Here is a 26,956-nt window from a genome sequence, read left to right on the forward strand (position 1 = left end):
CCATCTGGACGCACTGTCAGTCACAGGCTGTGGTCTTCCTGCCTGTGACCCAAGACCTATCTCCTGAACAAACCCCGCCCCCCTCGAGCCTGTTGCTTGGCCAGGGTTTTCAGCATCTGCTTGGTGTCCTCGAAGGTTTTGATGAGACGGTTGACCTCCTGCACCGTGGTGCCCGAACCCGCCGCAATACGCTTGCGGCGCGAGGCATTCAGAATGCGGGGGTCGCGGCGTTCTTTGGGGGTCATGGAGAGCACGATGGCCTCCATGCGGCTCACCTGCTTTTCGTCGACCGAGAAGCCCGGGGGCAGCATCCTGGAGAGGCCCGGGATCATGCCCAGGATCTCGGTGAAGCTGCCCATCTTGCGCATCTGGCGCATCTGGATGATGAGATCCTCGAGGGTGATCTCCTTGAGGTCTTTTTGCGGGGCCTCGAGCTCGGCCTGCCGGGCTTTTTCCAGGAGGGTCTGCAGGTCGCCCATGCCCAGGATGCGCTGGGCCAGCCGGTCGGGGTAGAAGGGCTCCAAGCCCTCGATTTTTTCTGAAACCCCCGCAAAGTAGATGGGTTTGCCGGTCACATACCGGGCCGAAAGCGCCGCGCCGCCCCGGGCGTCGCCGTCCAGTTTGGTCAGGATCAGGCCGGTGACCCCGATGCGCTCGTCAAAGGCTTTGGAGACGTTCAGGGCCTCCTGACCGGTCATGCTGTCCACCACCAGCAGGGTCTCGGAAGGGCCCAGCACCTGCTTGAGCCGGGCCAGCTCGTCCATCAGGGCCTGGTCGATCTGGAGGCGACCCGCTGTGTCCACGATCACCAGGTCGCGGTAGTCGAAGGTCAGGTGCTGTTGCAGGCGCGCGCGGGTGGTCTCGGGCCGCTCACCATCGGCGACCTCGAGCACCGGCACCCCGATCTTTTCCCCCAGGATGCGGAGCTGCTCGCGGGCCGCCGGGCGCTGGGTATCGGCCGCGACCAGCAGGGGGCGGCGGCCTTTAGACTTATAGAAGTGGGCCAGCTTACCCGAGGTGGTGGTCTTACCCGAGCCCTGCAGCCCCACCATGAACCACAGGTTGCCCTCGTTCTTGAGCAAAGGTTGCCGGGCCTCTCCACCCAGCATCTCAACCAGCTCTTCGTAAACCACGCTCAGGATCTGCTCCGCCGGGGTCAGGCTCTCCAGCACGGCCTGGCCCAGGGTTTTCTCCTGCACCTTGTTTACGAAGTTTTTAGCCACCTCAAAGTTGACATCGGCCTCCAAGAGCGACATGCGAATCTCGCGCAGGGTGGCCTTGAGGTCGGCTTCTGTGATACGGCCCCGCCCCCGCAGCTTATCCACTGCGGCTCGGATGCGTTGGGAGAGGCTTTCAAACATAGTATGCTCAAGAAACCACTAAAGGCGCTTTTGCGATTCTTGGCCCACGTTTTGCAGGCCGCTCGCTAGGGTAGCAGCAAAAGGTTGAGCGTGTCAATATCAAGGCTGCTCGAGGCCAGGGTACGTCCGGCGAGGCATCTACTCCTCTAGTTCGGCTTCCAGCTCCCCCTCCTCGGGGTTTTTTTTCATCACCTCGCGCAGCACCGCAGTAGCATAGGCCCCTTTGGGCAGGAAGAAGCTCACCCAGAGCCCTTCCGCCGCTTCTTCCACGCCCCATTCGGTCAGGGGAAAGCGGATCAGGCGGCGATCCCCCCGGCGCGAGGCAAAGTGGCGGCGCTCGAGCCCGTATTTCTGCAGTACCTGGTCTTCCAGGGCGCGGGCCGGCCCCTGGGCCTCGCGGTATTTTTTACCGTAGAGGGGCCCGGTGGCGCTGATTTCAAAGCGCAGGGCCCGGGGGTTCTCGGCTGCGGCATCCTGCACCACAAACTCTCCCCCCGTGTCGTGTTTTTTGGCCACATCCCCTTCGATCACCTGCCCAAACAGTCCCATCTGCAGGCGCAGGGCCAGCCAGTCGTTGAAGAGCAGGCTTTGCAGGCTCGAGACCAGAAATTTCTTCAGCCAGGAGGGGGCGTGCACCTTACCCTGCTGAACCAGCTCATAGCCCTTGAGCGGGTTTAATCCTCCAATGCCAAAGCGCTGGGGGCCGTAGTAGTTGGGCACCCCCTGGCGCTCGAGCGCCCGCAAAACGGCCTCGGCCCGGGGCCGGGACAAAGCAGCCTCCCCGCCACGGATCAGAATGCGGAAGCGGTTGCCCCGCAGGTGCCCCACTTTGAGCTTGTGGGGGTGCAGGGCCTGCTCCAGCACCCGCACCCCCTCCAGCCCGGCCAGGCCCTCCAGGCGCGCCTCGTAACGGGCCGGGATGCTGAACCACTGCCGGGTGAGGGCGTGTTTGTCCTTGAGGCCGGCCACCCCGATCTGGGCCTCGGGGATCTGCAGGTGGTCGCGCATGAACTCCACCACCGCCCGGGTGGTCAGGCCCACTTTCTCGATGCGCACGAAGAGGTGCTCCCCACTGCCCAGCGGGTTGTAGGCCGGTACCTCGTCGACCTGGAAATCCTGGGGTCGGTGGCGAATCACCCCGTCCACCCCCGGCAGGTCTGGGGTCAGGTACGGATAGGTGTTGAAGTCGAAGTGTAGGTTGGGCAAGGCCGGCATACCCTATAGCATATAGGCGTGGATTTAGTGGAGGCCAGCCAGCTTGAATCCCAGTTTGCTACGCACCTGACCCGCATGGTGCCCGAAGGAAGCCTGGTGGCCGCCGTCTCGGGCGGGGGTGACTCGGTGGCGCTTTTGCTGTTGCTCACCTCCACCCCCCGCAAGGTGGTGGTAGCCCATCTCGATCATTCCCTGCGTCCCGAATCGGCCCAGGACGCCCGGTGGGTGCAGGCCCTGGCCGAACGCCTGGGCTATGCCTTTGAATCGGAGCGGCTGGATGTGGCCAAAATCGCTGCGGAGCGCGGGGAGAACCTCGAGGCCACCGCCCGCGAGCTGCGCTATGGCTTTCTGGCTAAAGTAGCCAAAAAGCACCGGGCCCAGGCCATTCTGACCGCCCACACCGAGGACGACCAGGCCGAGACGGTTTTGCTGCAGCTCGTGCAGGGCACCGGCCGGGGCCTGGGCATGCGCCCCAAACGGGGGAAGGTGGTGCGACCTTTGCTCGAGCTGAGCCGCAGCACCCTGCGGGCTTATCTGCAGTGCAAACAGCAGGACTGGCTCGAGGATGTCTCCAACGCCGACACCTCGCTGGATCGCAACTTCCTTCGTCACGAAATTTTGCCCCGGCTCAAAGCGCGTTTTCCCCAGACCCAGACCGCCCTGGCCCGCTTCGCCGCCATCTCCCAGCTCGACGACGAAGCCCTCGACCCCCTGGCGGCAGGGCTCCTGCTGCGCGACCGGCGCTGGCCCTGCCCGGCCTACCGCATCGCGCCGTTGCTCCAGGCCCCGGCGGGCCTGCGCCGGCGGGCCTTGCGGCAGATCCTCGAGCACCTCAGGCTACGCCCCGAGATGGGCTGGGTGATCCAGCTCGAGCGGGCCTTACAGGGCGAGGCCTTTACCCTCCCCGAGGGTTGGCAGGTGCGCCGGCGCGATGGAACCCTGTTTCTGATTCCCCCGGTGATAGACACCTTCCCCCCCTGGCGGGGCTCGAGGCTACCCCTGCCCGGCGACCTGATCGACCTGCCCAAGGGCCTGGTACGGCTGGTGGACTTTTTTACCGAACACAGCGTCCCTCCCGAACTCAAGCAGGCCTGGCCGGTGCGTGCGGTGGGCAATGTGGTACGCGAGGTCTGGAACCTCTGGCCTGAGTCGGAAGACCTGGAGCAGATGCGCAGCGCCCTCGAGCAGGCCCGGCTGGCTCTGCAAAATAACGAAGTGCCCATCGGGGCTGTGGTGGTCTGGGACGGTGAGGTGCTGGCCGAGGCCCATAACCAGGTCGAGCAGCAGCGCAACGCCACCGCCCATGCCGAGCTGCTGGCCCTGCAGCAGGCCCTCCACAAACGGCACAGCAAGGTGCTGCCCGGCGCTACCGTGTACGTGACCCTCGAGCCCTGCCCCATGTGCTTCGGCGCGCTGGTGGAAGCCCAGGTGCGGCGGGTGGTGTATGCGGTGGAAAACCTGAAGGCCGGGGCGGTGACGGTGCATCGGATGAAGCCCCCCTTCGAGTGGGAAGGAGGCTGGCTCGAGCGCGAGTCGGCCAGACTGCTGCGGGACTTCTTTACCCAGAAGCGCGCCCAACCCTAAGCCCGGACAAGATCTTCCCGGGCCGGCACCCAAAACCCAAAGGCCCCTCAAGCCAGGGCTCGAGGGGCCCGAAACCACTCAGGGCAGGGTCGGTGGTTGGTTGCCCAGGTCATTGTTTTGGTAGGTATTCCCACTGGCGGTGATCGTGTTGCCACCAGAGAACTGATAGACGCCGTAGTTGTCGCTTTCTCGAACGGTGCTGTTGACCAGCGCCAGAGTAGCGTTGGTTACACCGTTCGCGCCGACCAAAATCGCCGCCCGGATGTCGTTGACACTTACAAAGTAGTCACAGCAGAAGCTGTCGTCGTTTCCGGCGTACTCCACCGTGACGCGCTCGAGGCGGTTGCTGGGGTTGTTGGAGCGGAAGGCCAGGCCCTTCCAGAAGCCCTTGGCGGCCACCCGCCCGGTGAAAACGATCGGCTCGGCGGCCGTGCCGACCGCGTTGAGCGAGCCCGTCGGCATGATCTTGATGCCGGTGTTCGACTCGAACTCCATCCGAACCCCCGGCTCGAGGGTGAGGGCTCCGTCGTATTCTTGCTCCGTGTTGGGGTCACCAAGGAACATGGCGTAGGGAACATTGAGCTTGCGAAGCGTCTGGTTGACGTTAGTGGCCGATCTTGAAATCCTGTTCACCTGAACCGCATTGACGGCGTTGGCGACCAGGCCGGCCCCGGAGTAGTTGCTCCCCGAGTCCAGCTTGCCCGCCTCGATGATGGGAAGCGCGACCGGAGCCTTGGTGTTATCGCTGAAGGCGTTTGTAGAAAAGACCGTCAAGCGGCCATTACCAAAGACGTACAGGCCGTAGTTGGCGCTCGAGGCAATCAGGCTGTTGGACAGCTTCAAGGTGGCCGTCGAGGTCGCATTGCTACCAACGATTACGGCGGCCTGGATGTCGTTGACGCTTACAAAGTAGTCGCAGCAGAAGCTGTCGTTGCTTCCGGCGAACGAGACTTCCGCAAAACTGAGCTCGTTGACGGGGTTGTTGGAACGGAAGGCCAGGCCCTTCCAGAAGCCCCTGCTGGCGGTTGTTCCGGTGAAAACAATCCGGTTTGCTGCAGATCCCACGGCGTTCAAAGAGCCCGTCTCCATTACCTTGAGGCCCGAGTTCGCCCCAAAGCACACTTTGGTACCCGCTTGGATGGTAAGAGCGGCCCTAACCTCGATCTCCCTGTTGGCGGTTACCAGGTAGTCGCAGTCTATGGCCGGATTGGGCGACCAGGTGGTGTTGGTTGTGATGTTGCTAGAGACCTCCACCGGCTGGGGCAAAGTACCCCCACCCCCGCCACAGCCCGCTACCAGGGCCAGCACACCTGCAACGCTCAGAGTCCACAGCTTCTGTTCCATCCCATCTCCTCCCGTCTGACTGTTCTTGCCGGCGGGTATTGTAAGGAGCCCAGCGTTATTTCTCCGTTATATTCTGGGCCCCTCCGACGCCGGGGCTCGCTCGAGCCTGCGGGCAGGCTAGACCATCCACCATGAACGATCCATGAACGGTGGGGCTCGAGGCTCCACTAGGGCGGTCGGCGGCCTCAAAAACCGCCCCCGGCCACCGAGGTCGTAAGCACGGAAAGCTAACAGGGGCCGTGACTTTACCGCCAAGTTGTGCTAAAGTCTCTATCCGGCACTACCAAACCGCTCGGTTTGGCTATGGAGGGGTGCCGGAGTGGTTGAACGGGCCGGTCTCGAAAACCGGTATAGGGGTTACCCCCTATCGAGGGTTCGAATCCCTCCTCCTCCGCCAAAACATACAGCTCATGGTATCGGTGCCCAGATCACTGATGGATGCTGGGTTGTATTGCCCCATCGAGGTTTTAGGTTTAGTTTATAACGAGGCGAGATGGATACGGTACTGCGCGAAGTCACCACCGAGGAGGTGCGAATCCTTCTGGATCAGTTTGGCCTGGGTGCCGAGCAGGTCAAAGAAGACCTGTTTAACCTGGAGCTACCCAACGGCCTGCGGGGCCACCTGATCACCTACGGCGATCCGTACGTGAGCAGCTTACAGCTCCGGGCCGGATTCTCGGGCTTCGACCGGGTAGAGCCGCGCCACCTGCTCAACTGGAACCGGCGCTACCGCTTCAGCAAGGCCTACTTCGACGCCGACAACGACCCTGTTCTGGAAAGCGACCTGCGCCTGGAGGGGGTGACCCCGGAAGCCATCCACGCCTTTGTGCGCGATTTCGGCGATCAGGTCAATCTGTTTTTTTCCTACCTGCGCATGATTGATGCCAACCTGGTAGAGTAGTTCGCATCAACCCACCCAGAAGCCATACGCCCCTCCTAGCAGCCGGCGTTGTTCCAAGGCGTGCTGAACCGCTTCCAATCCCCCTTGCAAAGCTGCCCGAAAGTCCCGCTGTCCGAGCAGGAAAATCAAGCCTATTAGTTCCCCGATCACGGTGAAGCCACGCTCCTGCTGTTCTGTGGCCCAGAGTTTCTGGGCGGTGCGCTCGGCGAGCCGCCAGGACGCTTTCAGGTAGTGTTCGGGGCCATGCCAGGGCTTTAGCTGGGCCGTGTACGCAGTTTTTTCACGGCCCCGAAGAGCCGGCACCACCCCCGGCGCGCAATAACGAGCCGAGAGGTTGGTCAGTAACCCGCGGCAGGCTAAAGGGCGGTATGGGTGCGCCGAGCAGGCCCCCTCCGGCGTAAGCAACGGGCAGGGGCGGTTTTCCAGGAAATACCGGGTGGGGAAATCGGGCCGGTGCTTTTGTCGAGCAACCCGCGCCAGCCGTTTGCGGCCCTCGGCCTCGAGGCGGGCCAGGGCCTCGGGCTGGTAGGCCTCGAGCGCCTCGCGCAGATACTCCGCCTCCGCCAACCCCACCACCACCCAGGCTGAGCAGCAAGCAAAACACCCTTTAGCACAGCTTGCCTGGATACCCCGCCTTGCCAGGTAGCCGGCGGTATGGCGCTCGAGCCGGCCGTGGGCTTCGATGACTGCTTGGCGCAAGGCCGCGTTCATATTTGAAATGATAGCTCTATACCGCCGAAAAACCAGGCTGTCGAATTGCCAAACCTTTCCTTATGTGATGTAGTGGTAGAATCCCATCTTGGTTATGAAAGCAATTGGCCGAATCGTCAGCATGCCCAGCCTACCCGAATCCCTCAGGGGCCTCGGCGAGCTGGCCTACAACCTGTGGTGGAGCTGGAACCCCGAAGCCCAGCACCTCTTTGAGCAGATCAATCCTTCGCAATGGAAGCGCTTCCGCGCCAATCCGGTTCGAGCTTTGTTGGAAGCCGATCCCGAGCGCCTGGCCGCCCTGGCCGATAACGCCGGCTATGTGGGCGCGGTTGAGGCCACTTTAGCCAACTTCCAGCGCTATTTGCAAAGCCGGCCCAAAAAACCCCCGCGCATCGCTTATTTCTCGATGGAGTACGGCTTCCACGAGTCGCTGCCCATCTACTCCGGCGGGCTGGGCATCCTGGCCGGCGACCACATCAAAGCAGCCTCCGACCTGGGGCTTGACCTAACCGCCGTCGGCATGTTCTACCACGAGGGCTATTTCCGCCAACAGCTCACCCCCGAGGGCCAGCAGCGCGAGGTCTACGAAGATCTGCGGCCCGAAGAGCTGCCGCTGGTGGTGGTCAGCAAAGACGGCAAGCCCCTCAAGGTGGGGGTGGAGTTTCCCGGGCGCACCGTGTATGTGATGGCCTACAGGGTGCAGGTGGGCACCGTTCCGGTCTACCTGATGAGCACCAACCTGCCCGAGAACCGGCCCGAAGACCGCGCCCTCACCGCCCGGCTCTACGCGCCTGGGCAGGAAATCCGCATCGAGCAGGAAATGATCCTGGGCATCGGCGGGGTGCGGCTGTTACGGGCTTTGGGCCTGGCACCCGAGGTCTGGCACATGAACGAAGGCCACGCGGCTTTTCTGGGGCTCGAGCGCATCCGCGAGATGGTGGCGGAAGGCAGCTCCTTTAGCGAGGCCCTCGAGGCCACCGCAGCAGGAGCGCTCTTCACCACCCACACCCCCGTACCTGCCGGCCACGACAGCTTTCCGCTGGATCTGGTGGAACGCTACCTGGACGGCTGGTGGAACAAGCTGGGTATCAGCAAGGAGGAGTTTATCGCCCTGGGCCGCGAGGAAAAAAGCTACGGCCCGGTCTTCAGCATGTCCAACCTGGCCCTCCACACCTCCCGCGCCGCGGGGGGGGTCTCGGCCCTGCACGGCGAGGTCTCGCGCGAGATGTTCCAGCACCTGTGGAAGGGCCTCGAGCCCGAGGAAGTGCCCATCGGGCACATCACCAACGGCATTCACACCTTTACCTTCCTGCACCCCGAGATGCAGGCCCTTTACCAGCGCAGTTTCCCCAAAACCTGGGCCGAGCAACTCCACGACCCCAGCCAGTGGACGGTGGATCGGCTCGAGGAGGATGAGCTCTGGAATATCCGCAACAAGCTGCGGGCCAAGCTGGTGGAGGAAGTGCGGGTACGTTTGTTTGAACAGCGCCGCCGCAACGGCGACCTACCGGCCAGCCTGCGGGCCGCGGAAAAAGTGCTCGACCCCAGCGTGCTGACCATTGGCTTCGCCCGCCGCTTTGCCACCTACAAGCGGGCTATCCTGATGTTCACCGACCCCGAGCGCTTGGTCTCCATCCTGAACGGCCCCCTACCGGTGCAGTTCGTGTTTGCCGGCAAGGCCCACCCCAAGGACGAGCCCGGCAAGGAGTTCATCAAGAAGCTGGCCGAACGCATCAAGGCCCTGGGCCTCGAGGATAAGATGATTCTGCTTGAGGACTACGACATGGGCCTGGCCCGCACCCTGGTGCAGGGGGTGGATGTCTGGCTCAACACCCCCCGCCGCCCCATGGAGGCCTCCGGCACCTCGGGCATGAAGGCAGCGCTGAACGGCGCTTTGAACTTCTCAGTTCTGGACGGCTGGTGGGCTGAGGCCTTCAACACCACCAACGGCTGGGCCATCGGCGACGGTCGCACCTACGCCACCGAGGAAGCCCAGGATTACGCCGACGCTCAGAGCTTCTACGACACCCTGCAATACGAGATCATCCCGCTGTTCTATGCCCGGGGCGCGGTGGGCACCCCCAGCGGCTGGCTGGCCATGGTGCGCGAGAGCATCCGCACCTGCGGCCCCACCTACTCGGCCCAGCGCATGGTGGACGAGTACCACCGCAAGTTCTATACCCCACTGGCCCAGCGCTCGGCGCACCTTCTGGAGAAAAACGCCGCCCCGCTAAAAGAGGTGGCGGGCTGGAAAAAGCAGGTGCAACAAGCCTGGCCCAACGTGAAGATCTGGGTGGAGGCCCCTCCCACCGCCCTCCACCAGCCCTTGCAACTGCGGGCCTTTGTGCAGGCCTACGGTGTCCCCACCGAGACCCTGCGGGTCGAGCTGGTGGTGCGGCGCAGCAGCGGCGATCTGGAGGTGGTGGCCCTGGAGCCCGCCGGCCAGGAGCGCGAGGCCCTGCTCTACACCGGTAGCTACCAGCCGGCCCGGCCCGGCAGCTACGAGTACGGGGTGCGGGTGAGGGCTATACACCCCGAGCTATCCAGCCCCCGCGAAGTGGCCTTTGTGCAGTGGGCCGAAACGGTGGCGGAAGAGCAGGTGAAGGTGTAGCGCTGCATAGAAAACCGGGTTACCGACCAAAGCCGTCCTTCGATCTGCTAGGGTAAGGGTATGAATCCCATGCGTTTGGTAGCCCTCTTCCTTTTCGGCGCGCTATGGGCGGTCGCCCAGGCCCCCCTCACCCCCAAGGCGGCCCTCGAGCGCCTCTTTACCGAGCGCCCGGCCCGGGCCGAGTGGTTTGCACCGATCTTCTTGCAGCAGGTGCCGCTGGCCCAGGTGGAGGCCATCCTCCAGCAGTTGTTGGGCGGGCTGGGGCGCTACGAGGGCGTGGAGCCCGACGGCCCCAACTTCCGGGTGAACTTCGAGCGCGGCGTGGTACCGGCCCAGATCTCGCTGGACAGCGAGGGGCGCATCCAGGGGCTGTTCTTCCGCCCGCCCCAGCCCAAGGCGGCCCTGACCCCCGAGCAGCTCCTGGCCGAGTACCGCAAGCTACCGGGAGAGGTCAGCGTGCTGGTGCTGGAAGGCCCCCGGGAGCGCCTGAGCCTGAACCCCGACCGCGCGCTGGCGGTGGGCTCGAGCTTCAAACTGGCCGTGCTGGAAGCCCTGCGCCAGCAAGTAGAGGCTGGTCAGCGTAGATGGAGCGATACCGTGCCGCTGCGCCCGGAGTGGAAAAGCCTGCCCAGCGGCACCCTGCAAAACCTGCCCGACGGTACCCCTTTGAGCCTCGAGCAGTACGCCACCCAGATGATCTCCATCTCCGATAACACCGCCACCGACGCGCTAATAAGCATTGTCGGGCGGGCCGAGGTGGAAAAGCTCTCCCCCCGCAACCGGCCTTTCCTGACCACCCGCGAGGCCTTCGTGCTCAAAAACCCCCAGAACCGCGAGTGGCTCGAGCGCTACCGGGCCAACCCCTCAGAGCGGGCCGCCCTGCTCCCCCAGCTGGCCCGCCTGCCCCTGCCCGATGTGAGCGTGTTTGCCGGAGGGCCGGTGGCCCTTGACGTGGAGTGGTTTTTCAGCACCCGCGAGCTGTGCGCGCTGATGGAGCGGGTGCAGGCCCTGCCCCTGATGTCGCTCAACCCCGGCCTCGCCAACCCCGCCGACTGGCAGCGCGTGGCCTACAAAGGGGGCTCCGAGCCGGGTGTCCTGAACCTGACCACCTGGCTTATAGCCAAGGATGGCAGGCAGTACTGCGTCTCGGCCACCTGGAACAACCCCCAGGCCCGCCTCGACGAGAACCGGTTCTTCTTGCTCTACACCAGCCTGCTAAACAGCTTGAAGTAGACTGACCCCATGCTCCTGCCCTTCCGCTTCGAAAACAACACCTTCTGGCTCCTGGATCAGCGCAAGCTCCCCTTCGAGGAGGTCTGGGTGCCCTGCCAGACCGCCCGGGCGGCCGCCGCCGGCATCCGCGAGATGGTGGTGCGCGGGGCCCCCGCCATCGGGGTGACGGCGGCCTATGGCATGGTGCTGGCCCACCTGTCGGGCGAGGATCTGGCCGAGGCCGAGGCCCTGCTGCGCCAGAGCCGGCCCACCGCGGTCAACCTGTTTTACGCCCTCGACCGGATGAGGCCGCACTGGGGCGACCTCGAGGCCTCCCTGCAAGAGGCCCAGGCCATCTGGGACGAGGTGCGAAAGACCGAGCAGGCCATTAGCCAGCACGGGGCCAGGGTGCTGAGGGGCCGGGTGCTCACCCACTGCAACACCGGCCCCTTGGCCACCGGGGGCTACGGCACGGCGCTGGGGGCGATTGTGGAGGCTTACCGCCAGGGCCGGGTGACCCACGTCTGGGTGGACGAGACCCGCCCCTACCTGCAAGGGGCCCGCCTGACTGCCTACGAGCTGCAAAAAGCCGGGGTTCCAGCCACCCTCATCACCGACAACATGGCCGCCTACCTGATGGGCCGGGGCCAGGTGGACGCGGTGATCGTGGGCACCGACCGCATGGCCCTGAACGGCGACTTTGCCAACAAGATCGGCACCTACGGCCTGGCTATTCTGGCCCGGTACCACGGAATTCCCTTCTACCCAGCCCTGCCCCTCTCCTCGGTGGATCCCAGCCTGGAACAAGGCGACCAGATCCCCATCGAGGAACGCCCGGCCCAGGAGGTTACCTTCATCCGGGGGCAGCCCATCGCACCCGAGGGCTTTCCGGCTGCCCACCCCGGCTTCGACGTGACCCCCCATCACCTGATTACCGGCATCGTGACCGAGAAAGGCGTGCTCTACCCCCCTTTCGACGAGGCCCTGCGGGCCGCCCTGGGGAAGGAATAAGGGCATGAACCCGCTCTTAGGCTGGTGGGAGCAGCTGACGGGGGCCCGCTGCCCCGGTTGCGGAACGCCCTTGAGCAAGCCTTTGCTGTGCTCGAGCTGCCGGGCCGCCTTAGTACCCCGCCACCTGCCCCAGTTCGTGTACCTGGGCGACTACAAGCGGTTTGGCCGGCTGCCCAAGGCCATCAAGTACCAGGGACAGCGCCAACTGGCCCACTACCTGGGCGGGCTGCTGGCGCAGGGGGTGCGGCAGGCCGAGTGGGGCCTGGACGGTGTAACCGCGGTGCCCACCCTGCCCCACCGCCAGCTCCAGCGGGGCTACAACCAGGCCGAGCTGCTGGCCCAGGCCCTGGCCCAGACGCTGCAGGTTCCCTACCAGCCCGTGCTGAAGCGCACCGCCTGGGGAGGCTCGCAAACCCAGAAGACCCTGCGCCAGCGCCTAGAGCTGCCCGAGACCACCTTCCAGCCAACCCGCCGGGTGAAAGGCCTCTGGCTGCTGGTAGACGACGTGGTGACCACCGGAACCACCTTCCTTCGCGCCCGCAAAGCCCTGCTCGAGGCCGGGGCGGCCAAGGTCTACGGCGCGGCAATTGCGGTCAAGAGCCCACACGACCTGTCGCGGTATTCCCTATAATCGAAGGTAGCAGAACCCCGCCACCGGGGTTTTTTGGCAACCGCCTATCCAACCCCACCTCTTTTGAGCGTGGGGACTTTTGCTAAAGGGGGGAACCATGATCAAACGACCGCGCATCCGTAGGCTCGAGGAACTCCTCCCCTACATCCGCGAAGGCCGCTACCGCCTGGGCCCCCACGTGGCCAAGCACATGCTGCAAGAGGGTTTTATTGAACAAGACGTCTTGCAGGCGGTGGAATGGGGGCGCGAGATGGCCGTCTACCCCGAGGACGAGCGCATGCTGGTGCTGGGCTATATGGTGTTTCCACCCAACCTCAGGCTACCGCTGCACGTGGTGCTGGAGTACCGCGAGCCGCGCTGGGTGGATATCGTCACCGCCTTCATCCCCAAAAAGCCCCACCAGGTGTACTCGAGGGCCCGCATGGCCGCCATTCTGCGCTTCGACGGCACCTTCGAGGAGGTGCGCTGGGTGCGCCCCCGCTTCCTGAGCGCCGAGGACATCCCCCGCTAGATGCCCAGCAGCCGGCGGGCGGCCTCGGCGTCTTTGGCGAGCTGGGCTTTCAGGGCTTCCAGGCTTTCAAACTTCATCTCCCCGCGCAACCGGGTCAGAAACTCTACGGTGAGCTCCTGACCGTACAGGTCGCCCGCAAAACCAAAAAGGTGTACCTCAAAGCGCAGGGTCTGGCCCGCCACCGTGGGACGATAGCCGACATTGGCCATGCCGCCAAACCGGCCCTGGGGGGTCTGCACCCGCACCGCAAACACCCCCAGGGGCAGAATCTTGAGCGGGGCGACCTCGAGGTTGGCGGTAGGGAAACCCAGGCGCCGCCCCAGTTGATCCCCCTCGCGTACGATGCCCCGGGCGGTATAGGCCCGGCCCAGCAGGAGCTTGGCCTCGTCCACCTCGCCGGCGCGCAGCAGCTCGCGGATGCGGCTCGACTTGACCGGGCCGCCGCCCAGCTCGAGCAGCGGAAGAATCTGGGTGGGGGCCACGGTGTGGAGGTCTTCCAGCCCCCCAGCCCGCCCCTGCCCAAAGCGGAAATCGGCCCCCACATAGATCTGCCGGGCCTCGAGGGTGCGCAGATCCTGCAAAAACTCGTCCTTGCTGCGCCGGGCAAAGGCCTCGGTAAAGGGCACAATCAGGGCGATCTCGACCTCCAGGCCCCTCAAAAGCTCGATCTTTTCCGATAAATCGGTGAGGAAGCCCTCCCCCCGCATGAAGACCTTGCTGGGGGGGTCGAAGGTGTAAACCAGCAGCGGCGCGTGCAGACTTCTGGCCGCCTGCCGGGCCTGGTGGATCAGGTGCTGGTGCCCGAGGTGCAGGCCATCGAAGCTGCCGATGGCCACCACCTTGGGGCCCGCGGGGGCGTCGGAGGGGTCGTTGATCAGCAGCATGGACTACTCGTAAACCGTGGGCCCGTCCTCGAGGGCCTCTGCGCTCAGGTGGAAGAGGATTCCGGCCAGCGCCGAGGCCGAGATCTGCACCCTGCCTTCGCGGGCATCGCGCAACACCTGGCGCGGGAAATGCCATTCCACCGTGATGGCCTCGTCGTCGTCGGGCTTTGCATAGGCCGGGCGGGTGTGGGTGGCGCGAAAGACGTGCAACTTCTCGTCGCAAAACCCTGGTGAGAGGTAAAAGCCCGTCAGGTATTCCAGATCTCCAGTGAGCTGGGCTTCTTCGGCCAGCTCCCGCCGGGCGGCCTCTTCGGGGGTCTCGCCGGGGTCAATCAGGCCTGCTGGAATCTCCAGGGTCTCGCTGCCGATGGCCGGGCGGTACTGGCGCACGAAAAGCAGCTTACCCTCCCGCTCAACCAGCACCGCCACCGCGTCGGCGTGCTCGACGATCTCGTAGCGGCCCTCGAGGGCCAGATTAAGAATGCGGCCTTTGTACAGGTACTGCCGTTCGGGCATGCCATCAAGCTAAAGGCAAACGGTACCGGCGTCAAATCGCCGCAGCGTCCTCGACAAGTCATATTGGGGAATCGCTTCCATACCGGTTAGACTATCGCTGGATGAACGAGGAAAGGCTGTTCGAACAGCTCAAACGCGAAGTGGACGTGCTGGGTCGGGCTTTGGGAAAGGCCATCCGCACACTTTCCGGGCCGCGCATCTTCGAACTGGAAGAACAGGTGCGCGAGCTGACCAAAAGCCTGCGACAGGGCTATTCCCCTGAGGCCCGGCAGCAGCTCCTCGAGATCGTGCGGGGCCTCTCGCTGTCCGAGGCCGAGAACGTGATCCGGGCCTTTTCGACCTACTTTCACCTGGTCAACCTGGCCGAGGAGCGCCACCGGGTGCGGGTCAATCGAGAGCGTGAGAAAAACAGCACCCTGGGGGCCCCCCGGGGGGAATCGTTTCTGGCGTTGGTCGGAACACTTAAGCAGCAAGGGCTGGACTACGAGCAAACCGTCGATCTGCTCTCCAGGCTCCGGCTGCACCTAACCTTTACCGCCCACCCCACCGAGACCCGCCGCCGCACCCAGCGCCACCACATCCACGAGATTGAGAAGCTGCTGGACAGCCTCTACCTCGATGACCTTACAACGGCTGCGGATAGCTCGGCCCTCGATGCGCGGGTGGCCCTGCTGTGGGGCACCTCCGAGCTGCGCAAATCCCGCCCGAGCGTGGAGGACGAGGTCAAGGGGGGGCTTTTTTATATCACTTCTACCCTTTGGAAGGCGGTTCCCCGGCTGGTGGATGGGCTCGAGCGGGCCGTGGAGGCCCATTATGGTCAGCGGCCCAACCTCTCACCCCCGCTGGTCTTTCGTAGCTGGATTGGGGGCGACCGGGACGGCAACCCCAACGTGCTGCCCGCAGTGACGAGCTGGGCGCAAACCTACGCCCGCGAAACCGCCCTGCGCAGGTTTGTGGAGGACGTGGACGCTCTGATCCGGGACTTATCCCTTAGCGATGAGCGGGTTACCATCACCCATGAGCTGCGGCTGGCCCTGGAGGATCACGCCAAACGCCTGGCGCTGCCTGAGCGGTTTCAGGGCGAGCCTTACCGGCAGTTTGGTATGGGCCTGCGCTACAAGCTGCGGGCGCTGCTGGGCGAACAGCCAGGCCCCGGCTATAGCAGCACCGGGGAATTTGTGGGGGATCTTGGCAAAGCCGAGCGCAGCCTGGAGCAGCTTGGCTTAAGGGAGATTGCCCGGGCCTGCCTCAAGCCCATCCGTCTCAACGCCGAGGCTTTCGGCCTGGATCTGGTGAGCCTGGATCTGCGGGAGGAGTCGCGCGCGCTGACCGAGGCGGCCGCCGAGCTGCTCAAAATCGGCGGTGTGCACGAGCAGTACGCCGCGCTCCCCCCTCAGCAAAGGGAAGCCTTGCTAACCCAGGAACTCGCCACGGCCCGGCCCCTGGCCCCGGTGGGCTACCGGCCCCAGAGCAAAAGCCTGCAAACCGCCCTCGAGGCCCTGCGCAACTGGAAAGCCCGCGGGGCCCACGTGGTCTCGATGACCCATTACCCCAGCGACCTGCTGGAGGTGATGTTGCTGGCGCGGGAGGTGGGGCTCTTCCGTCCCGGACGGGCCCTGCCCTTCGATGTGGTGCCGCTGTTCGAAACCCTGGACGACCTGCAAAACGCGCCGGAGGTGGTCGCGCGGCTGCTGGATAATCCGGTTTTCAGGGCCCATGTGCAGGGGCGGGGGGGCCTCGAGGTGATGATCGGCTACTCCGACTCCAACAAGGATGCGGGCTTTTTGGCGGCCAACTGGGCGCTGTACCGGGCCCAGGAGGCCATCACCAGGGTAGCCCAGGAACGCGGCGTGACGGTCTACTATTTCCACGGACGGGGCACCTCCACCGCCCGCGGCGGGGGCACCGCGGGGCGGGCCATCGCCAGCCTGCCGCCCGGCACGGTGGGCAGCCGGATGCGCCTGACCGAACAGGGCGAGGCCCTGGCCGACCGCTACGCCCACCCCGAGCTGGCCTACCGCAACCTCGAGCAGATGCTCTACCACATGGCCCTGGCCTCGGCCCGCGACCTCTACGGGCAGGCCCGGCCCCTCAAACCCGAGTGGCTCGAGGCCATGGAGCGGGCCGCCGAACGCTCCACCCAGGTCTACCGGGAGCTGCTGCTGCGCCCGGGCTTCTTCGAGTTCTACGAACAGCTCACCCCCATCCGCGAGATTGGCGCGCTCAACATCGCCAGCCGCCCGGTCTACCGCTCGGGGCGGGTGCGCGAGATCAAGGATCTACGGGCCATTCCGTGGGTAATGTCCTGGACGCAGGTTCGCTTGCTGCTGCCCGGCTGGTATGGGCTGGCCGAAGGATTACAGGAAATTCCGCTGGCGCTGCGCCAGGAGATGTTTGAACAGTGGCCCTTTTTTGCCACCACCCTGGACAGCGCAGCCATCGCTTTAGCCAAAGCCGACCTGGGCATCGCCCGCGAGTACCTGCGGCTGGTCAAGCCCGAGCTGGCCGAGCGCTTCTTCCCCGATATCGCCCGCTCGTTCGAGCAAACCAAGGCCATTCTGGAAGAAACCTTTCAGAACACCCTGCTCTTCAAACACCCCGTGCTGGCCCGCCAGACCGAGCTGCGCAACCCCTACGTTGACCCCATCTCGCTGGTGCAGGTCGAGCTTTTGGAGCGCTACCGCCGCACCCCGCCCGAGGCCCCCGAACGCACCGGCCTCGAGCGCGCCCTGATGCTCTCCCTGCTGGGTATTGCGGCCGGGCTGCGCAATGCGGGCTAGCGCGCCTTCTACCCATATCATGGGTACGGTATGGTCGAGGTACACAACCGTCACGTCACCTTTCACCCCCCCGCTGGGGCCCGGTTTCTGATTGGCGACTTCACCGACTGGAACCGCCGCCCCATCCCGATCCAGGAACCCCTGACCCTGGAGTTCCCCGCCGGGGCTTACGTGGAGTACGCCTTCCTGGACGAAAACCATCAGCCCTTCCCCGACCCCGACAACCCCCACAAGGCCCAGAACCCCTGGTGGACGTATCCCCGGGCTATCGAGCTGCCCGGTTTTCACTACAGCACGCCACCCCAGCCCTCGCGCACCGTGGAGGTGCAGCGGCACCGGCTGGAGTCGCGGGCCTTTGGCAGCACCCGCCGCTACTACGTCTACAACCCCGAACCGCCGGCCCAGGCCACCCTCTACGTCCACGATGGGGTGGCCTACTACCGCACCGCCCGGCTGGCCGAGGTGGCCCAGGGGCTTTTGGAGCAGGGGGAAATAAAACCGGTGCGGATTGTGTTCATCGAGCCCGAGGATCGCCGCAGCGAGTACTGGTTCAACAGCGCTTACGAACAGCATGTGCTGGAGGAGATTATTCCTGCGGTGGAGGCGCAGTACGGCCCCACGCCGGAAAAGGGCTTGCTGGGGGCCAGCCTGGGGGGTCTGGTCTCGGCCTGGCTGGGCTGGCGGCATCCCCAGACTTTCCAGAAAATCGCCACCCAGTCGGCCTGCCTGACCGCCTCACCCGGGGGGGGCGACTCCTTTACCGACCCCGAGTGGCTCACCGAGCAGTACCAGGCCACCCCGACCCTGCCTTTGCGCTTTTACTGCGAGACCGGACAGATCGAGTGGCTGCTGGCCCCCAACCGCCGTTTTGCCGCCATGCTGGCCGATAAGGGCTACCCCCACGCCTACCTCGAGCGCCCCTCCGGCCACAACTGGATGACCTGGCGGCAGGGCCTGGCCCCGGCTCTGGTGTACCTGTTCGGAAACTGAAGTGGGATGATAGGCTAGAGCTCATGGACTTTGGCTCAGCACTTATAGCCATTCTGGTTATCGTTGCGCTCGAGGCTGTTTTATCTGTAGACAACGCCATGGTGCTGGCCGTGATGGTGCGGCCTTTGCCGGAACACCTGCGCCCAAAGGCCCTGCTCTACGGCATCATCGGGGCCTATGTGCTGCGCGGGCTGGCCCTGCTCTTCGCCACCATCATCATCCAGATCTGGTGGATACAGTTGCTGGGCGGGCTTTATTTGGTCTATCTGGCCGTGAATCACCTCTTCCGGCACAAACCCTCCCAGGCTTCCGAGTCGGAGCAGGCCCAGCTACAACAGGCCGCCGCCGCCAGCTTTTGGCGCGTTGTGGTGATGATCAACGTGGTGGATCTGGCCTTCGCGGTGGACTCGGTGCTGGTGGTGATCGCCTTTAGCCGGGAGTTCTGGGTGATATTCACCGGGGTGGCCATCGGGATTCTGCTCATCCGGCTGGCCGCCGGCATCATGGTCACCATCCTCGAGCGCTACCCCAGGCTCGAGTCGGTGGCCTATGCGGTGGTGGGTTGGGCCGGGCTCAAGCTGATGCTCGAAGGCTGGGGCCACGGCAGCGAGGTCTGGCTGCACCGCCCCGAGCTGGCTTTGCACCTGCCCCAATCCTTTTTCCTCAGCGTCACCTTCGCCATCCTGGTGCTGGGCAGCCTGTGGGCCTTCCGCCGCTCATCCTGACCATGCCCAAAGACTGGGACGCCCACTACCTGAGCCAGCCGCCCCATAGCCAGCCCGCTCAGGTGGTAGCGGCCTATACCCACCGGCTTCCAGCAGGGCCGGTGCTCGACCTGGCCGGCGGCCTGGGCCGCAACGCCTTTTTTCTGGCCCGGCGGGGGCATCCGGTGATTTTGCTCGAGCAAAGCCGGGTGGCCCTGGAGTTCGTGCAACGTGAGGCCCTTCACCAACAGCTTCCGGTCTGGGCCCTCGAGGCCGACCTGGAAGCCCCCTCCCCCAGCCTGCCCCCGGGCCCGCTGGCTGGGATCGTCAAGTCGTACTTCCTGCACCGCCCCTTGCTGGGAATGTTTGTCGAGCGGCTGATGCCGGGCGGTCTGGTGCTCCTCGAGGGCTTCACTGTGGTGGAAGCCCGGCGGCGCGGCAGCCAGGCCGCACATTACTGGCAGTCTGGTGAACTCCTGCACCCGCCCCAAGGCCTCCGCCTGCGGGCCTGGGCCGAGGGCTGGATGGACGGGCACCACCGCACCTGGGCGGTCTGGCAAAAACCCAGCTAAATGGTGGCCTCATTCGCTTTTCATCCCGTAAACTCTGCTACCCTACAGGCTGGTTGGGGAGTAACCACCCGGTTTCGGGTTTGATTAATCGTCAATACGAAGCGAACGCTTCCGGTTAATCAGGGCTTATCGCCCAGGTGAGACCACCACGACACGAAGAGGCCGTGGTGGCTTTGTTATTTTTTGCCTAGCCACAACCAGAGGTGCTCATGGAACAAATCGGACAAGCGCTGATTGTTATTGGAATCCTGATTGTCCTGGAGGCGGTGCTCTCAGCCGACAACGCCATGGTGCTGGGGGTGATGGTCAGGCAGCTACCGCCGCCCTGGCGGCAGCGGGCCCTGTTTTACGGCATCCTGGGGGCCTATGTCCTGCGCGGGATGGCCCTGGTTTTCGCGGTATACCTGATCCAGTTCTGGTGGATTCAGGCCCTGGGGGCGGTTTATCTGCTCTACATCGCCATCCGGCACTTCAGCAAACCCAAGCCCAAAGAAGCAGTCCACCTCGAGGCCCCCCAGACCCTCCAGGTGGTCACCCCCCGCCAGTTCTGGACCATCGTAGCCCAGATTGAGCTGGCCGATCTGGCTTTCGCAGTGGATTCGGTTCTGGTGGCGGTGGCGCTTTCGGACAACCTCTGGATTATCTTCACCGGTGTGTTTATCGGCATCCTGGCCCTGCGCTTCGTGGCGGTGCTCTTTGTGGGCCTGCTGGAAAAATACCCGCGCTTCGAGAGTGTGGCTTTTGCAGTGGTGGGCTTTGCCGGGGTCAAGCTGGCCATTGGCGGCTGGGACAAGTTTGCCAAGGAAGTCCTGAGCCGCCCGGAATGGGTCACCGGCATTGATAAAACCCAGTTCTCGCTGTTTATTCTGGCAGTTCTGGTACTGGGCACGCTCTGGGCCATGAGCCAGAAGCCTCGAGCGACCCAAGAACCGCTCGAGCACTCATAAAGGCCCAGAAAACGCATGCCCGACAAATCCAAAATCTGGTAAGGTTGAGCCGATGGTTCTGGTTCTAGCAATTCTGGCCTATCTGCTGGGCGCACTGCCCCTCGGTTACTGGGCCATCCGATGCCTGACCGGGCAGGACCCTCGCCTGGCCTCGGCCTACAACCTGGGCCTCGAGAACACCCTGGAACGCCTGGGCCCAGGCCCGGTGCTCCTGGCCTGGGGGCTGGACTTTCTCAAGGGGCTGCTGGCGGTCTGGATGGGAGGGCAGTTTGGGCTCTCCTGGGCCGTAATCTTTGCGTTCCTGGTCTATCTGGGCCACCTCTACCCTCCCCGGTTTTTTGCCCAGGGAAACCTGCTGCGGGGGCGGGGTGCGGGCGTGCTGGTGGGGGCGGTGCTGGGCCTGTACCTGAGCGGCCTCTCCTACCTGCTCACCCTGGTGGTCTTGCTGGTAGCGGCCCTGGGCCTCGTACTCAGCCGGTACGCCTCGCTGGCTGCCCTGACCATCCCTGGCACGCTGGCCCTTCTGCTAAGCCTCGAGCCTATTACCGGCTGGGCCAGGCTGGCGGCCTGGGGGCTGTTCTTGGCCGCGCTCTGGCGCTACAAGGAGAACATCGGGCGGATGCTGGAGGGCACCGAGCCCCGCCTGGGCGAACCACCGCCGCTGCCCTCGGACAAGCAGGTGGTCTGCGCTTTCATGATTCATCCCCTCACGGTAGACGACCTGTTCCAGAGCCCCCGCTTCCGCTGGGCCCGACCGCTGGTAGAGCGGGGCCTCATCTCCCAAAGCCTGGTGGAAAACCTCGCCGAGGCCATCCGGCCCATGAAGGTGGGGGAGTTGCGCGGGGTCAAGACCAGCGACGGGCGGGAGATTCGCTGTCACCTGATCTCGGCCCCCCTTTTGCCCCACCAGATTACCGGCAAGCCCGAGCTGGCCACCCAGCGGGCCATCCAGGGGGCCCGGCTGGCTAGGGAGCTGGGCTGCACAGTGGTGGGCTTAGGGGCCTTCTGGAGCGTGGTGGGCGAGAAGGGCCGGATGGTGCAGGAGGCCGTGCCGGAGATCGAGGTGACCAACGGCGGGGCCTACACCGCCGGCACGGTGAAGGCGGCCATACCGGGCATCCTGGCCCACTTCGAGCAGTCCGGGCGCCGCCTTCAGGAGGCCGCCGCGGCGGTGGTGGGGGCCAACGGGGTGGTGGCCTTTGGGATTGCCCGGCAGATTGCGCCGCTGGTTGGGAAGCTGATTCTGGTGGGGCGCAACCAGGAGCGCCTGGAGAAAAGCGCCGCCACACTCAAGCAGAACCTCGAGCGCAAAGGCCAGCCCGTCCCTCAGCTTATCGTGAGCACCGATATATCGGCCATCCGCGAGGCCGACCTCATCTTCACCGCCACCTCCGACCCCCAGCCGGTCATCTTCCCCCAGCACGTCAAGCCCGGCGCCTGGATCTACGACGAAGGCGTGCCGCCCGACGTGGACGCCTCGGTGAAGCAGGTGCCGGGGGTGCGGGTGATTCCCGGTGGGGTGGTGCGGCCGCCGGGGGCCATGACCGGCAACCTCGACCTGCACTTTGGCGAGGGGGCGGTGCCGGCCTGCCTGGCCGAGACCATGATTCTGGCCGCCGAAAAGGCCTATGAGCGAAAGAGCCTGGGCGGCGAGACCAAAAGCGAAAACATCCAGTTTTTCGTGGAGCGGGCCGAGGCCCTGGGTTTCAGGGTGGTGGACTGATACCGCCTTTGCCTTATCCGCAAGGTATCCAGCTAGGTATACCGAAGCCAGCGCTTCCCGGGATGTCGGATGAGCAGCGAAGTGCTACTCGTGACCAAGAAGGCCCCGCTTTCTGGCCTCTCGGTCTGCAAGCTCAAACAATAGAACACCAACGCAGAGCACCGCCGTTGTCTCGGCGAGAAGCAGGATCCACCAGTAGGCTTCAACAGCACTGCCTTGCAGTAAGTCTCGAATTACCGAAGCACCCAGCACCAGCGGAAACCACTCGAGCTGTGGCAGGTTGGCAATGACTGCCGGAAAAACCAATAACTGCGCCAGCATAAAAAAGGTTCTGATCTCCTTGAACAGTAACGCTAGCGCCCCTACCACCAGACCCAGACCCAGGGCCGCAATATAAAACAAGCCGATGGCAGGGAGCATTTCCCAGCTCAGACTAAAGTTGATCTTATTGTGGTTGGTCAGTACCAGAAATAAAATTACCGTGTTGAGCAAAATTGGCGCGAGGCGGGCGAGGGCCTGCGTTACAAAAAAAGCTGTAAGGCCATGCCCGGACAGCACCATGTTCTCCAGCGTACCGGACTTTGCTTCCCTGCTAATTTGCGCGGCTATACCACTCAGAGCAGACATCGCAAGCAGTCCCAGCAGATAACCCACCAAAAGTCTGAAAATCGTTTCTGGATTCGAGCTTGATACCCCCGAGAGCTGGGCCACGCCTTTGAGCAAGAAGAAAATGAGGCCCATAAAAACCAGGCCCATCACAAACTGCAGCGGATAACGCACCTCTTCCAGCCAGGCGCGCCAGGCCTCGGCACCAAACAAAATAGCCAGCTTACGCACTGTGCGACTCCTTTCGGGCTGTGTAGCTCCTGAATATCTCGGCTAGCTCGACCTCTCGTTTCTCAATGGAGCGGAGCGGCCTGGGGTGCAGTCGCCTCATCAGTTCGTAGAGCTGCTCAGGATGATCCAAAATCACCTCGAGCACCCTACCCGACTCATCCAGCGTATGTTGAAAAGGCAGCTCGGGCAGGTTCACCGGCTCCTTGAAAGTAACTCGATAGCTTTGCAGGTCAAACATCTCTAAAAGCTCTTCTTTGGCTTTATCCACCACGATGCGCCCACCCGAAAGGATAGCGACTCGGGTACAAAGCCTCTCAGCAACCTCCAACTGGTGGGTTGTGAGCAGAATACCCTTACCCGCCTTTGCCATACCTAAAATTTGCGCCTCGAGCACCTCTGCCGCGTCAATGTCCAGACCCAGCGTCGGCTCATCAAGCAACACAAAAGGGGGATCGTGGGCGATAGCCACAGCAAAAGCCATCTTTGACACCATACCTTTGGACAGTGTTTGCGCTGGCGCGTTTCGCTTTTCCCACAAACCCAATAGGTCTAAAAGGTATTTGGCCCGCTCCCGGGCCTCCGGACGCCGCATACCCCGGACGGCGCAGGTATAAACTAGGTTTTCGAAGGGCGATAGGCGCGGGAAAAGTACTCGATTGGTGTCTATCAGAGCTCCCAACTGCGCCATGTAATTTGGCTGCCCAAATCTCAAACCGTTGATGCTTACCGAACCCTCATCTGGAATCACCAGGCCGCACACGGTGCGAATGGTGGTGGTTTTACCGCTTCCATTGCGCCCCAACAGGGCTACAATTTCACCTGGCTTTACTTCCAGGGAAACACCCGTGAGGGCTCTTACCACATTACGCAGCGAACGAAAGGTTTTACTTATTGAGTCAACCTTGAGCATTTGGACACCCTTACATTGTTTAAACACTCACGCAAAAGCGGTTGCCAGAATAGTTCCGGCAACCAAAGAGCTATTTTCGAAGGCGCTTAATGCAGTTTAGCACCAGCCTAAAACACACAAAACGAAGTCAACCAATGTATAAAGGTAGTCTCGCATTGCTATCCCCCTTAGCTATAACTTAGTCTTCTAGCAGACAGGAACCAGGAAGCAGAAACCTTCCACGATGATGGCAATTATCAAGTCACGCACAGTCGTGATACCCCTACGGTAGTTATTGAGGTAAAAAGTTCACGGCACTTAACACCACCAAGAAACAGAGCACACTATATCTTCAATGAGTTTGGCAATCACATCAATGAGACTCACCTGCACCCTCCTTGTTCTTGATATGAGAAGCTGCTAACGCACTTTCGGAGTTAAGGTACAACTTTCACTTCCTTTCTGAGGTACCTCGAGCGGAGGTTAGCATCTTATTTTTTTTTGTCAAGATGTTGACCATATTTTGATAGAGAGCAAACTAAAGTCAATGCTAAGATATTAAATCGTGCCCACCCTACCGTTGCTCCTGCTCTCTCCCACCCGCCTCGAGGCTCCCTTCCTCAAAGGCCAGAAGTTCGATTTTCACGGACGCGCGGGGCTGCGCGGGGCGGGCTGGGTCTGGCTCGAGTGCGGCATTGGCAAGGCCAACACCGCCGCCACCCTGGCCGCTTTCGTCCAGCGGCGCAGGTTCGAGCGGGTGCTGCTCTTTGGCATTGCGGGGGCCTATGCCGATTCGGGTTTGCAGATAGGCGATTGCGCCCTGGCCGAGCGGGAGATTCAGGCCGACCTGGGCGTGCGGGATGGGGGCCTGAAGGGCCTGGGCTTCCCCAGCCTGGTGGTGGCCTCCAGGCCCTACCACAACCGCTTTCCGCTGGACAAAGCTTTTACAGACGAGCTTAAGAGCAAACTGGGCCTGCCTGGCAAACAGTTTCTGACCCGCGACCTGGTCTCGGAGAACCCCAGCGAGGCCCACCAGCTCGCGCGCAAATGGGAGGCCGACCTCGAGAACATGGAAGGCGCCGCCTTCGCCCAGACCTGCTTGTGGCTGGGCCTGGCCGGGGCCGAGCTGCGGGCGGTATCGAACATAGCCGGTGTGCGCGACAAAGCCCAGTGGCGCATCCGGCAGGCGGTGGAGGCCCTCGAGCACCACATTTTGCGTATCATCGGGTCATGATCGACATCACCCGCCCCATCCACCCCGGCGTGCCGGTATGGCCTGGCGATACCCCGTTTAGCTACGAGCTGGTTGCGCGAATCGCGGGTGGCGACAGCGTGAACGTGGGCAAATTTACCACCACCACCCACCTGGGCACCCACCTGGACGCCCCCTGGCACTACGTGGACGACGGCGGCAAGCTGGAAAGCGTCCCGCTCGAGCTGCTCATGGGCCCCTGCCGGGTGGTGGACGCGCGGGGGCAAGGCCCGCTCACGGTCGAATTCCTCAAAACCATCCAGCTCGCCGAGCGCACCCTGTTCTATAGCGGGCAGCCCAATCGCTGGGAGACGTTTCCACTGGAGTTTATGCACGTCCTACCCGAGGCCGCCGCGTACATGGCCGCGCAGGGCGTCCGGCTCTACGGCACCGACGCCCCCAGCGTAGACCCCCTCACCTCCAAAGACCTGCCCGCGCACAAGGCCTTTGCCCAGGCCGGGGTGTATATCCTGGAGGGGCTGGCCCTGGAGGGGGTGGCCCCGGGCGACTACGAACTCGTCTGCCTGCCGCTGAAGCTCGAGGGGGCCGACGCCGCGCCGGTGCGGGCCATTTTGCGATAGAGCTGTTTCTCATCCCCTTCTGTCGTGCGATTGCGCCAATGCGCTAAGATGGTTCGGATGAAGTTTGGATTACCCGGCATAAAACTTTTCCGCAAACTGGGTTTTTTTCTCAATCAGGCCGCTCTAGGGGGTAGCGCGGCCCTCGAGGGCGTGATGATGAAGGCCGCCGATGCCTGGGCCCTGGCGGTGCGGCTGCCCAACGGCCAGATTCACGTCGAGCGGCACGAGGAAGAAGCCCTGACCAAAAAATACCCCTGGGCCCGGCTGCCCCTCATCCGGGGCGTGGTGGCACTGTGGGACGCCCTGAGCATCTCCTACAAGTCGCTTTCGCGCAGCGCCGAGCTGGCCGGGGAAGAAGAGGAGAAGGTCTCGGGAGCGGCCATGTACGGCACCCTGGCGGTCTCGCTGGTGATTGGCCTGGCCCTGTTTGTCTGGCTGCCGGCCCGGCTGGCGGGCTTGCTGGTGGACGAGGAGCGCTTCCGCTTTTTGTTTTACGTGGTGGCGGGGCTCTTCGAGACCGCCATTCTGATTGGCTATCTGGTCTTTATCGGGCGCATGAAGGAGATGCAGCGCTTCTTCATGTACCACGGGGCCGAACACAAGGCCATCGCCGCGTATGAGAAGGGCCTCGAGCTCACCGTGGAAAACGTGCGGGCCCAGCCGGCCTACCACCCCCGCTGCGGCACCAGCTTCATCGCCTTTACCGCGGTGGTGGGGGTGTTTGTGTACAGCTTCTTCCCGCCCCTTACAGTGGCCTGGTACTGGATCTTCCCGCGCCTGTTGATGATTCCGGTGGTGGCCGCGATCTCCTTCGAGGTGCTGCGCTACTCCGCCGCCCACCACGACCCCCTCTCGAGGTTCTTCCGCTGGCTGGGCTTCAAATTCCAGATGCTCACCGTAAGGGAGCCCACCGACGACATGATCGAGGTGGCCATCGAGAGCACCAAGGCCGCCCTGGCCCAGCAACCCGCCGAAAAGCCCGTAGCGGTGGCCTAAACACCCAGCTTCACCAACTGGGGTCTGGGGCTCGTTAGAACGCTGTACTCCTTCAAGATGGTCTGTAGTATGCTGGTTTTATGGTTGCTGAGGCCAGAAGGCACTCCTGCAGGAGCAACGGCTGTGGGCCTGTGAGGCAGACCATATCGCGGCAGGGGCAACCCTGCCGGGCCACTGTCAACTGGCCGAACGT

At 63.5% G+C, this 26,956-nt stretch carries 24 protein-coding genes and 1 tRNA gene; 17 read left to right on the forward strand and 8 right to left on the reverse strand.

The annotated features are described in order from the left end of the window. Nucleotides 1–56 precede the first annotated feature (56 nt). Together ffh and truD are read right to left on the reverse strand one after the other, a co-directional pair. Nucleotides 57–1,361 carry a signal recognition particle protein gene (gene ffh, locus MTAI_RS09810; protein ID WP_027888019.1) on the reverse strand — a complete coding sequence of 435 codons (1,305 nt, stop codon included), beginning with the start codon at nucleotides 1,359–1,361 and terminating at the stop codon, nucleotides 57–59. A gap of 138 nt (nucleotides 1,362–1,499) precedes the next feature. Continuing rightward, entirely contained in the window at nucleotides 1,500–2,576 is a 1,077-nt protein-coding gene (gene truD / locus MTAI_RS09815; protein ID WP_043982210.1) for a tRNA pseudouridine(13) synthase TruD, read from the reverse strand. A 75-nt stretch (nucleotides 2,577–2,651) separates the two neighbouring features. Between truD and tilS the strand changes: the two genes are divergently transcribed. Beyond that, nucleotides 2,652–4,160 (forward strand): tRNA lysidine(34) synthetase TilS, encoded by a 1,509-nt coding sequence (gene tilS, locus MTAI_RS09820; protein ID WP_043982213.1) that lies wholly within the window; start codon nucleotides 2,652–2,654, stop codon nucleotides 4,158–4,160. Between the two features lie 78 nt (nucleotides 4,161–4,238). On the opposite strand, the gene MTAI_RS09825 is transcribed toward tilS, so the two are convergent. Next, nucleotides 4,239–5,504 (reverse strand): hypothetical protein, encoded by a 1,266-nt coding sequence (locus MTAI_RS09825; RefSeq protein WP_027888022.1) that lies wholly within the window; start codon nucleotides 5,502–5,504, stop codon nucleotides 4,239–4,241. Between the two features lie 305 nt (nucleotides 5,505–5,809). Here MTAI_RS09825 and MTAI_RS09830 point away from each other — a divergent pair. Further along, nucleotides 5,810–5,901: transfer RNA gene (locus MTAI_RS09830), tRNA-Ser, on the forward strand. 96 nt (nucleotides 5,902–5,997) lie between these two features. Then, on the forward strand, nucleotides 5,998–6,405 hold the full coding sequence (locus MTAI_RS09835; RefSeq protein WP_027888023.1) for a YbjN domain-containing protein: 408 nt from the start codon (nucleotides 5,998–6,000) through the stop codon (nucleotides 6,403–6,405). Between the two features lie 6 nt (nucleotides 6,406–6,411). On the opposite strand, the gene MTAI_RS09840 is transcribed toward MTAI_RS09835, so the two are convergent. After that, nucleotides 6,412–7,116 (reverse strand): YkgJ family cysteine cluster protein, encoded by a 705-nt coding sequence (locus MTAI_RS09840; protein ID WP_027888024.1) that lies wholly within the window; start codon nucleotides 7,114–7,116, stop codon nucleotides 6,412–6,414. A gap of 94 nt (nucleotides 7,117–7,210) precedes the next feature. Here MTAI_RS09840 and glgP point away from each other — a divergent pair, with 94 nt between their 5' ends. The 5 genes from glgP (at nucleotide 7,211) to MTAI_RS09865 (ending at nucleotide 13,092) form a co-directional block, all read left to right on the forward strand. Further along, on the forward strand, nucleotides 7,211–9,727 hold the full coding sequence (glgP, locus tag MTAI_RS09845) for an alpha-glucan family phosphorylase (protein ID WP_027888025.1): 2,517 nt from the start codon (nucleotides 7,211–7,213) through the stop codon (nucleotides 9,725–9,727). Nucleotides 9,728–9,787: 60 nt separating this feature from the next. Then, nucleotides 9,788–10,960: a serine hydrolase gene (locus MTAI_RS09850; RefSeq protein ID WP_027888026.1), complete on the forward strand. Its 1,173-nt coding sequence runs from the start codon at nucleotides 9,788–9,790 to the stop codon at nucleotides 10,958–10,960. 9 nt (nucleotides 10,961–10,969) lie between these two features. Further along, a complete protein-coding gene (gene mtnA / locus MTAI_RS09855; RefSeq protein ID WP_027888027.1) occupies nucleotides 10,970–11,950 on the forward strand; it encodes an S-methyl-5-thioribose-1-phosphate isomerase in 981 nt (326 codons plus the stop codon). A 4-nt stretch (nucleotides 11,951–11,954) separates the two neighbouring features. Continuing rightward, nucleotides 11,955–12,581 (forward strand): ComF family protein, encoded by a 627-nt coding sequence (locus tag MTAI_RS09860; protein WP_036197050.1) that lies wholly within the window; start codon nucleotides 11,955–11,957, stop codon nucleotides 12,579–12,581. A gap of 97 nt (nucleotides 12,582–12,678) precedes the next feature. Beyond that, nucleotides 12,679–13,092, forward strand: coding sequence for a DUF4258 domain-containing protein (locus MTAI_RS09865; protein WP_027888029.1), 414 nt, complete (start codon nucleotides 12,679–12,681; stop codon nucleotides 13,090–13,092). Here MTAI_RS09865 and ribF read toward each other — a convergent pair. After that, nucleotides 13,089–13,976: a riboflavin biosynthesis protein RibF gene (ribF, locus tag MTAI_RS09870; protein ID WP_081698392.1), complete on the reverse strand. Its 888-nt coding sequence runs from the start codon at nucleotides 13,974–13,976 to the stop codon at nucleotides 13,089–13,091. The two genes, MTAI_RS09865 and ribF, sit on opposite strands and share 4 nt — an antisense overlap. Nucleotides 13,977–13,979: 3 nt before the next feature. Further along, complete coding sequence (locus tag MTAI_RS09875) at nucleotides 13,980–14,492, reverse strand: NUDIX hydrolase (RefSeq protein ID WP_027888031.1); 513 nt, start codon at nucleotides 14,490–14,492, stop codon at nucleotides 13,980–13,982. A gap of 101 nt (nucleotides 14,493–14,593) precedes the next feature. Between MTAI_RS09875 and MTAI_RS09880 the strand changes: the two genes are divergently transcribed. From MTAI_RS09880 to MTAI_RS09905, 6 genes are all read left to right on the forward strand, one after another. Beyond that, nucleotides 14,594–17,272 (forward strand): phosphoenolpyruvate carboxylase, encoded by a 2,679-nt coding sequence (locus MTAI_RS09880; RefSeq protein WP_027888032.1) that lies wholly within the window; start codon nucleotides 14,594–14,596, stop codon nucleotides 17,270–17,272. Nucleotides 17,273–17,302: 30 nt separating this feature from the next. Continuing rightward, nucleotides 17,303–18,262: an alpha/beta hydrolase gene (locus MTAI_RS09885; RefSeq protein WP_027888033.1), complete on the forward strand. Its 960-nt coding sequence runs from the start codon at nucleotides 17,303–17,305 to the stop codon at nucleotides 18,260–18,262. 23 nt (nucleotides 18,263–18,285) lie between these two features. Next, the gene (locus MTAI_RS09890) at nucleotides 18,286–18,987 is read left to right on the forward strand and encodes a TerC family protein (protein WP_187388540.1); all 702 of its coding nucleotides are present in this window, start codon (nucleotides 18,286–18,288) and stop codon (nucleotides 18,985–18,987) included. Nucleotides 18,988–18,989: 2 nt separating this feature from the next. Beyond that, on the forward strand, nucleotides 18,990–19,538 hold the full coding sequence (locus tag MTAI_RS09895) for a class I SAM-dependent methyltransferase (protein WP_187388622.1): 549 nt from the start codon (nucleotides 18,990–18,992) through the stop codon (nucleotides 19,536–19,538). Between the two features lie 209 nt (nucleotides 19,539–19,747). Beyond that, the gene (locus MTAI_RS09900; RefSeq protein WP_187388541.1) at nucleotides 19,748–20,485 is read left to right on the forward strand and encodes a TerC family protein; all 738 of its coding nucleotides are present in this window, start codon (nucleotides 19,748–19,750) and stop codon (nucleotides 20,483–20,485) included. A gap of 52 nt (nucleotides 20,486–20,537) precedes the next feature. Further along, nucleotides 20,538–22,208, forward strand: a complete 1,671-nt coding sequence (locus MTAI_RS09905) for a glycerol-3-phosphate acyltransferase (protein ID WP_187388542.1) — start codon at nucleotides 20,538–20,540, stop codon at nucleotides 22,206–22,208. 84 nt (nucleotides 22,209–22,292) lie between these two features. On the opposite strand, the gene MTAI_RS09910 is transcribed toward MTAI_RS09905, so the two are convergent. Together MTAI_RS09910 and MTAI_RS09915 are read right to left on the reverse strand one after the other, a co-directional pair. Beyond that, the gene (locus MTAI_RS09910; RefSeq protein ID WP_051349830.1) at nucleotides 22,293–23,045 is read right to left on the reverse strand and encodes an ABC transporter permease; all 753 of its coding nucleotides are present in this window, start codon (nucleotides 23,043–23,045) and stop codon (nucleotides 22,293–22,295) included. Continuing rightward, complete coding sequence (locus MTAI_RS09915) at nucleotides 23,038–23,955, reverse strand: ABC transporter ATP-binding protein (protein WP_027888039.1); 918 nt, start codon at nucleotides 23,953–23,955, stop codon at nucleotides 23,038–23,040. Before MTAI_RS09915 ends, MTAI_RS09910 begins: the two co-directional genes overlap by 8 nt. A gap of 544 nt (nucleotides 23,956–24,499) precedes the next feature. Here MTAI_RS09915 and mqnB point away from each other — a divergent pair. From mqnB to MTAI_RS09930, 3 genes are read left to right on the forward strand one after another with little or no spacing between them, the layout of a single operon-like run. Continuing rightward, nucleotides 24,500–25,168, forward strand: coding sequence for a futalosine hydrolase (gene mqnB, locus MTAI_RS09920; protein ID WP_027888040.1), 669 nt, complete (start codon nucleotides 24,500–24,502; stop codon nucleotides 25,166–25,168). Next, entirely contained in the window at nucleotides 25,165–25,767 is a 603-nt protein-coding gene (locus tag MTAI_RS09925; protein ID WP_027888041.1) for a cyclase family protein, read from the forward strand. The genes mqnB and MTAI_RS09925 overlap by 4 nt, the downstream gene beginning before the upstream one ends. A 57-nt stretch (nucleotides 25,768–25,824) precedes the next feature. Beyond that, complete coding sequence (locus tag MTAI_RS09930) at nucleotides 25,825–26,763, forward strand: DUF1385 domain-containing protein (RefSeq protein ID WP_051349831.1); 939 nt, start codon at nucleotides 25,825–25,827, stop codon at nucleotides 26,761–26,763. Nucleotides 26,764–26,956: the final 193 nt, after the last annotated feature.

Source organism: Meiothermus taiwanensis WR-220 (genome assembly GCF_003568585.1).
Lineage (GTDB): Bacteria > Deinococcota > Deinococci > Deinococcales > Thermaceae > Meiothermus > Meiothermus taiwanensis.

Coding starts and splice junctions, on each gene's coding strand:
- ffh (WP_027888019.1), bottom strand. CDS start 1,361: ATGTTTGAAAGCCTCTCCCAACGCATCCGAGCCGCAGTGGATAAGCTG.
- truD (WP_043982210.1), bottom strand. CDS start 2,576: ATGCCGGCCTTGCCCAACCTACACTTCGACTTCAACACCTATCCGTAC.
- tilS (WP_043982213.1), top strand. CDS start 2,652: ATGGTGCCCGAAGGAAGCCTGGTGGCCGCCGTCTCGGGCGGGGGTGAC.
- MTAI_RS09825 (WP_027888022.1), bottom strand. CDS start 5,504: ATGGAACAGAAGCTGTGGACTCTGAGCGTTGCAGGTGTGCTGGCCCTG.
- MTAI_RS09835 (WP_027888023.1), top strand. CDS start 5,998: ATGGATACGGTACTGCGCGAAGTCACCACCGAGGAGGTGCGAATCCTT.
- MTAI_RS09840 (WP_027888024.1), bottom strand. CDS start 7,116: ATGAACGCGGCCTTGCGCCAAGCAGTCATCGAAGCCCACGGCCGGCTC.
- glgP (WP_027888025.1), top strand. CDS start 7,211: ATGAAAGCAATTGGCCGAATCGTCAGCATGCCCAGCCTACCCGAATCC.
- MTAI_RS09850 (WP_027888026.1), top strand. CDS start 9,788: ATGAATCCCATGCGTTTGGTAGCCCTCTTCCTTTTCGGCGCGCTATGG.
- mtnA (WP_027888027.1), top strand. CDS start 10,970: ATGCTCCTGCCCTTCCGCTTCGAAAACAACACCTTCTGGCTCCTGGAT.
- MTAI_RS09860 (WP_036197050.1), top strand. CDS start 11,955: ATGAACCCGCTCTTAGGCTGGTGGGAGCAGCTGACGGGGGCCCGCTGC.
- MTAI_RS09865 (WP_027888029.1), top strand. CDS start 12,679: ATGATCAAACGACCGCGCATCCGTAGGCTCGAGGAACTCCTCCCCTAC.
- ribF (WP_081698392.1), bottom strand. CDS start 13,976: ATGCTGCTGATCAACGACCCCTCCGACGCCCCCGCGGGCCCCAAGGTG.
- MTAI_RS09875 (WP_027888031.1), bottom strand. CDS start 14,492: ATGCCCGAACGGCAGTACCTGTACAAAGGCCGCATTCTTAATCTGGCC.
- MTAI_RS09880 (WP_027888032.1), top strand. CDS start 14,594: ATGAACGAGGAAAGGCTGTTCGAACAGCTCAAACGCGAAGTGGACGTG.
- MTAI_RS09885 (WP_027888033.1), top strand. CDS start 17,303: ATGGTCGAGGTACACAACCGTCACGTCACCTTTCACCCCCCCGCTGGG.
- MTAI_RS09890 (WP_187388540.1), top strand. CDS start 18,286: ATGGACTTTGGCTCAGCACTTATAGCCATTCTGGTTATCGTTGCGCTC.
- MTAI_RS09895 (WP_187388622.1), top strand. CDS start 18,990: ATGCCCAAAGACTGGGACGCCCACTACCTGAGCCAGCCGCCCCATAGC.
- MTAI_RS09900 (WP_187388541.1), top strand. CDS start 19,748: ATGGAACAAATCGGACAAGCGCTGATTGTTATTGGAATCCTGATTGTC.
- MTAI_RS09905 (WP_187388542.1), top strand. CDS start 20,538: ATGGTTCTGGTTCTAGCAATTCTGGCCTATCTGCTGGGCGCACTGCCC.
- MTAI_RS09915 (WP_027888039.1), bottom strand. CDS start 23,955: ATGCTCAAGGTTGACTCAATAAGTAAAACCTTTCGTTCGCTGCGTAAT.
- MTAI_RS09925 (WP_027888041.1), top strand. CDS start 25,165: ATGATCGACATCACCCGCCCCATCCACCCCGGCGTGCCGGTATGGCCT.
- MTAI_RS09930 (WP_051349831.1), top strand. CDS start 25,825: ATGAAGTTTGGATTACCCGGCATAAAACTTTTCCGCAAACTGGGTTTT.